The sequence below is a fragment of the Staphylococcus sp. 2S1 genome, assembly GCF_046721335.1.
Lineage (GTDB): Bacteria > Bacillota > Bacilli > Staphylococcales > Staphylococcaceae > Staphylococcus > Staphylococcus equorum_A.
Genome location: NZ_JBEUUJ010000003.1, coordinates 928,975 through 941,504 on the forward strand (window position 1 = coordinate 928,975; position 12,530 = coordinate 941,504).

The following is a 12,530-nucleotide window of genomic DNA, read 5'->3' on the forward strand; positions in this document are numbered from 1 at the left end:
GTATAGTTGAAGGTCAGTATAAACTATATTTAATAAAATTAAATAATTAAGGAATGATTTGAATCAATTTATCAGAATTAAATGTTGAACTATTTAGGGTGTTTAACGAATTAAGTAAACAACTGGTGTTTTTAAATCCAGTAATGATTTTTTTAGCTAAATACATGGAGTATTTTTTAATTTTAAGTATTATCATATATTGGTTTACTCGAAAACAACAAAATAGAATGATGGTCATTAGTGCAATCATTGCTTTTGTAGTCGCAGAGTTATTAGGAGATATTATAGGGAAAGTATATTCAAATAACCAACCATTTGCAGAATTATCAAATGTTAATCAACTTATTGGACATGAAATAGATAATTCATTTCCAAGTGATCATGCACTACAATATTTTGCTATATGTATCATGTTTCTGCTTTTCAAAAAAACTTAAGGTATTTTTGGCTAGTATTAGCTTTTCTTGTAGGAATTTCACGGATTTGGGTTGGTGTACATTATCCGGCAGATATACTGGTAGGCGCAATTTTAGGTACGTTTTCGGCAGTATTTTCTTTCTGGATCGTTCCTCATATAAGGCTAACTAAAAAACTTTTAGAAATATATGAAAGAGGAGAAACGTTCATATTATCGAAAATATCAAAATAAAGCGTATAGATAAATAATACGGCACGATAATATATAAAATTTCTGAAGATAAGAAAATATACTAAAATAGCAGTGAAGAAATCTATAATGATAGAGGCCTTCACTGCTATTTTATATGAGTAGATTATCCAGTATCTTAAATTTCAAATTGCTTTATACTGCTATATCTCCATTACTATCCGACTTTTTAAAAACAGTTAAAATCGCTTCTACGATACCAATGATTTCAGGAATACCAGTCCAACAAAATACAAAATATAATATCCCTAATTTTCTTTTGTTTGAATAAAATTTATGGACGCCTAATCCACCTAGAAAGAAGGCTAATAGCATATAAATTATTTTGTTAACTTTCATTAAACCATCTCCTGAACCTTTTATAGGCACTATACAATATAAATGGTGGTATACATAATGTTTTGACTATTTAGACTTGAATAACAAATATATCTAATATAATAAGTGGCTTAGATTTTTAAAAATCATTAAAAACTTTAACATTAAAAATATTTTAATATGTTACCATAACACTAATAATATAATGTTTTTAATAATTTCCATGTATTAGTAAAGTTTTTTATAATGATATATCGTGAACCTATATAGAATGGAGCAAATAGATGAAGTTATATTTAATAAATGTAAGTGACTTAAACTATGATGCTATACAAAATCGGTTTTTAAATCATATCAGATGTGACAAGCAGAATAGAATTCATAACTTACATGCCGCAAATGATAAGGTGCTTACTTTGATCAGTGAATTGTTATTATATTATGCGCTGATCAAAGATTATGGTTTTTCTCTAGAAGGACTCATTTTTGAGGAAAATGAGTATGGCAAGCCATATTTACTAAAATCACAGAACGTACATTTTAATTTATCTCATTCAAATGAATGGGCGGCTTGCTATATCTCTGATTCGCCAGTAGGCGTCGATATAGAGCAAATAGATGATATAGATAAGAAACTGTTTTGTGATATTACACATGCTAATGAACGCGCTATGATGAGCAATAATAAAGAGAATTTCTTTTCTTTTTGGTGTTTAAAAGAAAGTTATACCAAATTTATAGGAAAAGGCTTATCTTTTGATATTAAACAATTATCTTTTGATTTTAACATCAAACACAATATTGAGTTGGTATATAATAACGAAATAATTACAAACCATTTTTTATTATTAGATGTAATAGAAAATTATAAATTAGCTGTTTGTTGTGAAAATATAGTTACACCTAAAATTGAGTTTGTAACGTATAAAAATATAGAAAAACACTTATAAAATCATCGTGGGAGAGCTGTTTTGGAATAATTTTACATTCATTTACTATAAGTTAATAATAATTTATGATTTAATAAAAAAATTACAAAATATTTACAATTTATAACCTTTTATAACTTTTATTATTATAATAATAAGAGTTATAAAAGGTTATTTTTTTAAAAAATATGTTAATCTTAAGATATAAAAAAAGGGGGTTTAATTATGGAAACAAGTACTTTATCAGATGCACAGACCGAAATTATTCAGTTACAAGAATATTATGAAAATAATAGCATTAATAATATACCGGGGATTATTTATATTAAACCTGAAGTTAAAATAGAAAAAATAGAAAAGGCATTAAATAATCTAATAAAAACACATGAGAGCTATAGAATTAAAATGAAAAAAGTGAAAGGTGAATATAAACAATATATTACTGAACACAAAGATAGAAATTTTGATTTTATTGACTTTATGAATAATCAAGTAGGGTATGATGAATGGATTAATGAACAGGCACGTAAAAACCTATTTTTTGAAAATAAGGACTTATTTGACTTTAAAATAATGAGGTTACCTACTGGGAAAACCGGAATACTTTTGCTGGAACATCATGTTATTTCAGATGCGTGGAGTGTGACAGTAGCTATCAATACAATATGTAAATATTTAATTGATGGAACTAATAACAAGCAAATAGAGTCTACATATTTTAATTACATCAAAGAAGAATTAGAATATAAAAATTCTAAAAGGTTTGAAAAAGATAAAAATTTCTGGTTAAAAAAGGTTGAAAATTTAGAAGATAATGAATTATTCGAAAATAATAGTGAAAATAATGCTCTGAGTAATAGAAAAAGTTATAGTTTCTCTGATATAGAAACCCATAGAATACACGACTTTTGTGAAAAAAATAATATAAGTATTAATAATTTATTCTCTTCCATTATGATTATTATAAAATATAAAAAAACAGCATCGAAAAAAATTTCAGTCGGGTCAGTAATGCATAATAGAAATAAAAAAGCAGAAAAAGGGCTTACTGGCGTGTTTTCAAGGGCATTGCCAATTATAATTGATGTCTCTAGTGATTATTCTATATTTGATTTATTAACCCAAACAAAATATGAAAGTTTCAATATACTAAAACATAGAAAATATCCGTATAGAAATATAGTAGAAGATAGTGGTGGGCAAAAAGGACTATTAGACTGTTTGATTTCCTATCAAAACACTCAACACAATTATGAAATTATAAAAAATGGTTATTCAGATGAATGGATAGAAAATGGCTCAAATAACGCGCCATTAACTGTAAATATTAGTAATAGGAATAGGGAAGATACTTTAATTGTAGATTATGATTATCAAAGTGCTGTTGTGAATGAGAAAGAAATTATAGACCCGCATAAGATAATATTAAAAGTCATAGAAGAAATAATAGAAAATCCAAGTAAAAAGATTAAAAATATAGAGTTATTGGATGAAAACGAAAAAGATACCATCTTAAACGACTTTAATGATACAGAGGTTAGTTTAAATAATACGGAAACGTTTGTTGAACGTTTTGAAAAGCAAGTGAAAAAAACGCCATATCAAACAGCGATTACGTATGAAGGCAAACGTTTAAGCTATAATGAGTTAAATATCCGTGCGAATCAGCTTGCTTATCAATTAAGAGATGAAGGTGTGAAAGCTGACAGTCTAGTTGGTTTAATTATGGATCGACAACTTGAAACGATTATTAGTATTTATGGAATTTTAAAAGCAGGTGGCGCTTATGTTCCAATTGATCCTAATTATCCAATTGACCGTATTAATTATATTTTAGAAGATAGTCAACCGAAGGTTTTACTAACAGATCGAGTATTAGATGAATCTATAAAATATGAAAATAAAGTAATTGATTTAACTAAAGAGATAAAATCAGAAACATTTCCAACTTCTAATTTAAAACAAATTTCAGATAAGTCTAACTTAATGTATGTGATTTATACTTCAGGTACAACTGGAAAACCGAAGGGCGTTATGGCACATAGTGAAGGCGTTATGAACCGTTTGAACTGGGTGATAAATAAATATAATGTTGATGGTGACGATACAATATTATTTAAAACACCTTATACTTTCGACGTTTCAGTTTGGGAAATATTTGGCTGGGCTATGGCCGGTAGTCAAATTGTTTTACTACCATCTGGAGAAGAAGGTAATCCTGAAAAAATAACTGCATTATTAGAAGATTACGCAGTAACGATGGTTCACTTCGTGCCTTCGATGTTAAATATGTTCGTCAATTTTATTAAATCTACGAACAACTCACAGTCCATTTCGAAATTAAAATATGTTTTAGCTAGTGGCGAAGCATTGAAACCTGAACAAGCTAATGACTTTAATCATTTTATCGGGAATAAAAACAATACTGCCTTATTAAATCTATATGGTCCTACTGAGACAACCGTTGACGTAACAAGTTTTGACTGTGAAAACCATAAGACATATGACTCAATTCCAATCGGTAAACCAATCTCAAATATTCAAGCTTATATTCTAAATGAAGATAATAATATAATGGGTATCGGCGTGCCTGGCGAACTCTGTATTGCGGGCGTGGGTGTCACAGCAGGGTATTTAAACCGTCCTGAATTAACACAAGAGAAATTTATTGATAATCCGTTTGGGAAAGGTAAATTATATCGTACGGGAGATTTAGCGAAATGGAATGCCGACGGCAATATTAGTTATATAGGTCGTATAGATGAACAAGTTAAAATACGTGGTTATCGTATTGAATTGGGCGAAATTGAAAGTGTTTTAAGACAACAGGCTCATATCATTGATGTAGCGGTTGTTGCGACAACGATGGTTGAAAATGAATTATCTATTTGTGCGTATTTAGTATCAGATGACGCACTTGATTTTGGATCTCTAAAAACATCTTTAGGTCAAAAGTTACCAGATTATATGATACCAAGCATATATGACACAACTTGATAAACTGCCAGTAACTTCAAATGGAAAGCTGAATAAAAAAGCTTTACCAAAAATCAAAGTTGAAAGTAAAGTATATGTAGCGCCGACAAACGACATAGAAAGCGCTGTGGCGAAAGCATTTGAAGCAGTATTACATGTGAATCAAGTTAGTATCCATGATAATTTCTTCGAAATGGGAGGGCACTCACTTAAAGCCATTAGTGTAATCAATGAAATTGAACATTGTATTGGGATCAGATTACCATTAAAAATTATCTTTGAGAAACCAACGGTTGCTCAATTAGCTGAGTTTATAAAAAATAGTAAAGACCATAAGAATATTCAAGATATTCCACAAGCTGAAGATAAACCCTCTTATTATGTATCTTCACAACAGAAGAGATTATATGTTTTAAATGAAATGACGGAGGGGCAAACGGCTTACAATATGCCGGGAATACTTGAAATTAAAGGTGACGTAGATATTGAACGTGTACGTTATGCTTTCCAGAGTTTAATTAACCATCATGAAATTTTAAGGACACATTTTGAAGTGTTTGAAGGAGAACCTGTTCAAATTATCAAAGATAGTGTATCTATTAATATAGACTATGAAGAGAAAATGGATATTAATTATGATAATCTCTTAAGTGAATTTGTAAGTCCATTTGACTTAGCACAGGCGCCTCTATTAAGAGTAAAAGTAGTGAAGTATGACGAACAAAAATATCTTTTATTATTTGATATGCACCATATCATTTCTGATGGTTTATCTATCAATATTATTATTAAAGATTTTTCGAGATTGTATCAAAGCGAAACATTAGAAGCATTGAAAATACATTATAAAGACTATAGTGAGTGGATGTGTGAACGTGATTTAAATCAACAACGTGCATTTTGGTTATCACAATTTGAAGAGGAAGCACCTGTTTTAGATTTACCTTATGATTATACTAGACTTAAACAGCAAAGTTTTAAAGGTAGAACAACGTCAATGCACATGCCTAATGAAACTAAGAACGCGATTAGTCAGCTTGCGCAAAAAACTGGTAGTACGGATTACATGATTTTATCGGCATCATTTATGGTATTACTTCATAAATATAGTAGACAAGAAGATATAGTTATTGGTAGTCCAGTCTCCGGAAGAACACATAAACATACCGAAGGTATATTAGGTATGTTTGTTAACACACTAGCAATGAGAGGTTATCCAGAACGAAATAAAACGTTTGAACAATTATTGTCAGAAGTAAAGAACCTTTCTATAAAAGCTTTTGATAATCAAGAATATCCACTCGAAGATTTAGTAGAAGAAGTAGTAGAAAGACGTGATTTAACTCGTAATCCTTTATTCGATGTATTATTCACGTTACAAAATAATGATAATCAAGCATTTGAAATTAATGATTGGTCTGTTGAAGTTAAAGAAGCATCACATACAAATGCGAAATTTGATTTGAGTATGACAATTGAAGAAGATGAAGGATATAAAGTTTCATTAGAATATGCAAGTGAATTATTTAGTGAAGCGACGATAGAGCGTATGTTGAAACACTTTATGGAAGTTTTAGTTGAAATTACAAAGGATTCCTCTCAAAAACTGAGTGAGATTGAGATGATAACTGAAGAAGAAAATGCAGTTATTTTTGATGACTTTAATGATACAGAGGTGAGTTTAAATAATACGGAAACGTTTGTTGAACGTTTTGAAAAGCAAGTGAAAAAAACGCCTCATCAAACAGCGATTACGTATGAAGGCAAACATTTAAGCTATAATGAGTTAAATATCCGTGCGAATCAGCTTGCTTATCAATTAAGAGATGAAGGCGTGGAAGCTGACAGTCTAGTTGGTTTAATTATGGATCGACAACTTGAAACGATTATTAGTATTTATGGAATTTTAAAAGCGGTGGCGCTTATGTTCCAATTGATCCTAATTACCCAATTGACCGCATTAATTATATTTTAGAAGATAGTCAACCGAAGGTTTTACTAACAGATCGAGTATTAGATGAATCTATAAAATATGAAAATAGAGTAATTGATTTAACTAAAGAGACAAAATCAGAAACATTTCCAACTTCTAATTTAAAACAAATTTCAGATAAGTCTAACTTAATGTATGTGATTTATACTTCAGGTACAACTGGAAAACCGAAGGGCGTTATGGCACATAGTGAAGGCGTTATGAACCGTTTGAACTGGGTGATAAATAAATATAATGTTGATGGTGACGATACAATATTATTTAAAACGCCTTATACTTTCGACGTTTCAGTTTGGGAAATATTTGGCTGGGCTATGGCCGGTAGTCAAATTGTTTTACTACCATCTGGAGAAGAAGGTAACCCTGAAAAAATAACTGCATTATTAGAAGATTACGCGGTAACGATGGTTCACTTCGTGCCTTCGATGTTAAATATGTTCGTCAATTTTATTAAATCTACGAACAACTCACAGTCCATTTCGAAATTAAAATATGTTTTAGCTAGTGGCGAAGCATTGAAACCTGAACAAGCTAATGACTTTAATCATTTTATCGGGAATAAAAACAATACTGCCTTACTAAATCTATATGGTCCTACTGAGACAACCGTTGACGTAACAAGTTTTGACTGTGAAAACCATAAGACATATGACTCAATTCCAATCGGTAAACCAATCTCAAATATTCAAGCTTATATTTTAAATGAAGATAATAATATAATGGGTATCGGCGTGCCTGGCGAACTCTGTATTGCGGGCGTGGGTGTCACAGCAGGTTATTTAAACCGTCCTGAATTAACACAAGAGAAATTTATTGATAACCCGTTTGGGGAAGGTAAATTATATCGTACGGGAGATTTAGCGAAATGGAATGCCGACGGCAATATTAGTTATATAGGTCGTATAGATGAACAAGTTAAAATACGTGGTTATCGTATTGAATTGGGCGAAATTGAAAGTGTTTTAAGACAACAGGCTCATATCATTGATGTAGCGGTTGTTGCGACAACGATGGTTGGAAATGAATTATCTATTTGTGCGTATTTAGTATCAGATGACACACTTGATTTTAGATCTCTAAAAACATCTTTAGGTCAAAAGTTACCAGATTATATGATACCAAGCATATATGACACAACTTGATAAACTACCAGTAACTTCAAATGGAAAGCTGAATAAAAAAGCTTTACCAAAAATCAAAGTTGAAAGTAAAGTATATGTAGCGCCGACAAACGACATGGAAAGCGCTGTGGCGAAAGCATTTGAAGCAGTATTACATGTAAATCAAGTTAGTATCCATGATAATTTCTTCGAAATGGGCGGAGATTCACTTAAAGCCATAAAGTTAACATCGTTAATATCTAAATTATATAATATATCAATTAAAGATATCTTTGAATTACAGACAGTGGAATCTATAAGTAAAGCATTGATTGAACGTGAAGAAATGAATGTAATGACAAAATTAGATGCATTAAAATTTCCGAATGTTAAGAATGAACATCATTTAAATAGTGATTTTATATCAGAAATCAATGATTACAAAGTGCAAAGTAACGAAAATTATAAATTCATTGATAAAGATGTCGTTAAATCTAACAAACAAATATTATTGACAGGCGCTACAGGTTACTTAGGTATCCATATATTAAAAGATTTATTAGAACGTAAAGATTTAATTATTCATGTGTTAGTGAGAAATAATAAAAAAATAAGCGGTGAGAGCAAATTAAATAACAATTGGTCCTATTACTTTAATTCTCAATTAAAAACAGAAGATTTGAACCGTATTCATTTTGTAGAGGGCGATATTGAATCAAAATATTTAGGTTTTTCTAATAGTAATTATGATTATTTAGTAAATAATATAGATATTATTATAAATGCAGCAGCAAATGTAAATCATTTTGCGACAGAAGAATCTTCTTATAACACAAATGTTAAATCAATCCACAATTTAATATCTTTTGCGAAAGACAAAAAGAAAAAAGAAATTCACCATATGTCTACAATTAGCGTAGCTTCAGGTAGCGTAGAGGATAAAAATAGTATTACTTTTTCTGAATATGATGTAGATATTTCTCAAAAACCAAATAATATCTATATTGATGGTAAGATAGAAGCTGAAAAATTACTTATTGCTTATCGTGAAGAAGGTATTGAGACAAATATTTATAGACTAGGTAATTTACAATGTGACTCTAGAACAGGAATTTTTCAAAAAAATGAAGAAAACAATGCTTTTTATAGTGTCATAAAATCATTTAAGATGTTCCAGAAGTTTCCAAGGCTCGAAGATGATGACTTAGAATTCACTCATGTTGACCAAGTCGCACAAGCATGTAATAAATTAATATTGAATGATCAATTAAGCAATGAAATCCATCACATTTATAACAACAAGCGCTTATCACTCCAGAAATTAATGGAAGTATATAATGCGAATAACCATTATATAGAAGCTGTTTATTGGGATACCTTTTTAGATCACTTAATGGAATGTATAGACCTTGGAGTAATGAGCGATGAAGTCAATGCGTTCTTACTTCACACAGGTATCTTAGACAATACATTATTTAATAAAGTACATTTCGAAATTTTAGATTATAAAACTAATTTCATACTGGAAAAATTAAATTTCCAGTGGGAACCAACAAGTGAAAACACATTAGATATAATGATTAATCATACAAAAAATAATTTCTAAAAAAATGAGGTAGCAAATTTTATTTTGCTACCTCATTTTTATTTTTAACGTATGAATAAACTTTGGAAATTAAAAGCGGTTTAATTTAAAACTAATTTTATTTCTTCGCTTAATTGGTCGTAAGCATCAGTAATAAATAAGTGACTTCCTTGAAAGAATTTATATTCTACATGTTCACTTGTTAGATTCGACCATTTGTACAAAGTATGATTAGCTATAGTGTCATTTTCACCTACAAATATAGAAAGTGTAGTATTCATTTTCTTCTTCTCATAACTATTATGATAGTTATCTATTGCGAGAAAATCGTTTTTAAGAGCAGGTTCAACAATTTCCCATAATTCCTCGTGATTCAAGACTTCTTCAGGAGTATCACCTTTATCTTTTATAAACTTTTTAAATTCAAAATCACTCATATTATTTATATTATTATGCTTAGCATATCCAATAGGTTCACAAGCACAAAGAATCATATGGCTAGGAAGAATATGATGAGATTTATGTAATCTAAAGTAAATTTCATAAGCCAAGATGGCTCCTAAACTGTAACCTAATATTATATATTGTTCAGGCTTTTCTTTAATAATTTGATTGGTTAAATCATCGACCATATCTTCAATTGTGAGAAGAGGTTGCTCATTTAACCTTTCTCCATGACCTGGAAGTTCTAAGGATTTTAAATCAATATCCTTGTGAAGCTTATTCTTTAGAGGGTAAAATATAAATTTATTCCCTCCCGCAAATGGGATGCAAAACAAAGTAACGTTCATCATAAATTATCGACCGCTTTTAAAAGTAACAACTTCTATGTCGTTTAAACGTGCGTGCGGGTTATTATAAAATTGAACTAAAATATCTACTAAACTATAATGGATTTGTTCAATATCTTTCTCGGTTAAGTAGCATGTACTGAAGTCATAATCGATATGCAATGTATTATCATTATTTCTATTACTAATATTCATATTTAATTTGTTGTAAAGGTTTGCTTCATTTAATAACCATTCCTCTTTAAACCCTTCTTTTGTAATTTCATTATCATATTGCATATTATGATATGAAATAGCAAAGTCAGCCAAGCTCGGTACATCTTTCTCTTTGTTTTGTTCTATCAATACTGTTGTAGGTAATTTTCTATGTTTTAGTAATTTGAAGTTTTCTTTTTTAACTAAGTTTATAAAACTTTCAACAGATTGCTCAGGATTTAATTCAACGATTAATGGCAGTGCTTTTGTGAACAAACCACAAGTCTCTTTTTCGATGTTACTACTTCTATTATGTACCATCAAACCAATTGAATTTTGATTCTTATTTGATAATTTACTAATATATAAATGCATCAAAGACATAAATAGTGTACTAATACTAATAGAATAATCACTACACATTTTATGAATCAACTTAAATTCGTATTCATTAAGAGAATAAGTTTCTCTTAATGATTTATAATCTAAATTTTGTAATTTTGTTAAAAAATCAGTCATTTCATAGTTGGATATTGTATTAAACCAATAGTTCTTATCGATTTCAAAACGGCGAGAATTTAAGTATTTTTGGTCATCATTAGCGATATCTAAATAAGAATAAGTATTAGGTTCCACATCATGACCAATCAGAATTTTTGCGACATAGTTAACAGAATGAGTTATGCTCCATGCGTCAGTAATAGCATGGTGGTGTGTGAAGAAAACAGAATGCTTTCCATCGGGGTTTTTTACAATTGTAAAGTCGTATAAATCGCTATTTAATTCAAATAAGCATTTATTTTTTTGTTGATCAATCCAAGCGTTATATTGAGCTTCGTCTGTAAATTCAACTACTGGGAAGTATTGGAAATTAAATGGTTGTAAAGATTGTTTTAGTTCACCTGATTCATTAATTATATGAATTCTATATGCATCAAAATTTTCAACAAGCTTATTTAATGCATTATTTATAGCATCATAAGAATAAGTGTTTTCGATATATAATAAATTAGAAAGATTAGAAATGCTTGTATTAGGTTGTGATAACTCCAACATTGCATAATGATTTTGGGCAAAAGTTAGATTTGCAGTGGACATTTAAATTCGCTCCTGTCATAAATTATTTAGATATCTATTATTTGATAATAAAATTATATAGCTTAACTGGTAAAACTGCATGTAAAAAAATAGAGGTCTTAGCAAGGAAACCGACAATATATCGTGGTTTTACAATGCGTCTTTCTATTGAATTAGTGATAACTTTAGCTACAGCGGAAGGAGGATAAAATAAATTAAGTGAATTTAACTTGATCATTGTATTTGCCAGTGTTAAAGCTTTTTCTTCATAGATTCCTCCTTTAGCAGATGATTTAAGATTTTGAGCTGTAATCGTAGACCATTCTGTTTTTATACCACCTGGTTGGATAACGATAACGTCTATGCCAAAATCAGAAAGTTCTAAACGTAAGCTTTCGGTGTATCCCTCTAATGCATGTTTAGAAGCATGGTACCAAGTACCTAGATAATTAGGTATACGTCCACCGATTGATGATATGTTTACAATTTTCCCTGCTTTTTGTTCGCGCATGGAAGGTATAACAGCTCTTGTTATCTCAGATAGTCCGAATAGGTTTACATCGAACTGTCTTTTCGCTTCTTCAATAGACACGTCCTCAATAGCACCATATGACCCATATCCAGCATTATTTATTAAAATGTTTATATGCCCTTCTTGGTTTAAAATATGGTTAACTACTTCTTTAATCGCATCATAATCTGTTATATCCAGCTTCATTATTTTGACATTATATGCTGATAAACCTTGCATTTTCTTTGTGTTTCTTGCAAGAGCATAAACGCGATAGTCTTTTTTAGCTAACATTTTAGCTGTTTCAAAACCAATTCCGCTACTTGCTCCTGTGACTATAGCAACTTTCATTAAAACCAGCCCCCTTTGTTTTTTAAATAAAAAGATT

At 29.9% G+C, this 12,530-nt stretch carries 7 protein-coding genes and 2 pseudogenes; 5 read left to right on the top strand and 4 right to left on the bottom strand.

The genetic code is table 11. From position 1 onward, the window contains the following. Positions 1-62 precede the first annotated feature (62 nt). Positions 63-649 (top strand): annotated as a pseudogene (locus tag ABLV90_RS04930) (undecaprenyl-diphosphatase). A 153-nt stretch (positions 650-802) separates the two neighbouring features. Here ABLV90_RS04930 and ABLV90_RS04935 read toward each other — a convergent pair. Then, positions 803-1,006 (bottom strand): TM2 domain-containing protein, encoded by a 204-nt coding sequence (locus tag ABLV90_RS04935; protein WP_069814824.1) that lies wholly within the window; start codon positions 1,004-1,006, stop codon positions 803-805. Between the two features lie 263 nt (positions 1,007-1,269). Between ABLV90_RS04935 and ABLV90_RS04940 the strand changes: the two genes are divergently transcribed. The 4 genes and pseudogenes from ABLV90_RS04940 (at position 1,270) to ABLV90_RS04955 (ending at position 9,589) form a co-directional block, all read left to right on the top strand. After that, positions 1,270-1,935, top strand: a complete 666-nt coding sequence (locus ABLV90_RS04940; RefSeq protein WP_427705571.1) for a 4'-phosphopantetheinyl transferase family protein — start codon at positions 1,270-1,272, stop codon at positions 1,933-1,935. 204 nt (positions 1,936-2,139) lie between these two features. After that, entirely contained in the window at positions 2,140-4,911 is a 2,772-nt protein-coding gene (locus ABLV90_RS04945) for an amino acid adenylation domain-containing protein (protein WP_460872856.1), read from the top strand. Beyond that, positions 4,898-8,025: pseudogene (locus ABLV90_RS04950) on the top strand (amino acid adenylation domain-containing protein); the annotation flags it as partial. The gene ABLV90_RS04945 and the pseudogene ABLV90_RS04950, both read left to right, overlap by 14 nt. Then, the gene (locus ABLV90_RS04955; protein ID WP_460872280.1) at positions 8,012-9,589 is read left to right on the top strand and encodes an SDR family oxidoreductase; all 1,578 of its coding nucleotides are present in this window, start codon (positions 8,012-8,014) and stop codon (positions 9,587-9,589) included. The pseudogene ABLV90_RS04950 and the gene ABLV90_RS04955, both read left to right, overlap by 14 nt. Positions 9,590-9,669: 80 nt before the next feature. Here the strand turns inward: ABLV90_RS04955 and ABLV90_RS04960 are convergent, their stop codons facing one another. Genes ABLV90_RS04960 through ABLV90_RS04970 form a run of 3 tightly spaced genes read right to left on the bottom strand, consistent with a single transcriptional unit; the run spans position 9,670 to position 12,493 of the window. Further along, positions 9,670-10,362 (bottom strand): thioesterase II family protein, encoded by a 693-nt coding sequence (locus ABLV90_RS04960; RefSeq protein ID WP_427705566.1) that lies wholly within the window; start codon positions 10,360-10,362, stop codon positions 9,670-9,672. 3 nt (positions 10,363-10,365) lie between these two features. Continuing rightward, positions 10,366-11,652 (bottom strand): condensation domain-containing protein, encoded by a 1,287-nt coding sequence (locus ABLV90_RS04965; protein WP_427705564.1) that lies wholly within the window; start codon positions 11,650-11,652, stop codon positions 10,366-10,368. Positions 11,653-11,689: 37 nt separating this feature from the next. Continuing rightward, entirely contained in the window at positions 11,690-12,493 is an 804-nt protein-coding gene (locus tag ABLV90_RS04970; protein ID WP_069816619.1) for an oxidoreductase, read from the bottom strand. Between the last annotated feature and the right edge of the window lie 37 nt (positions 12,494-12,530).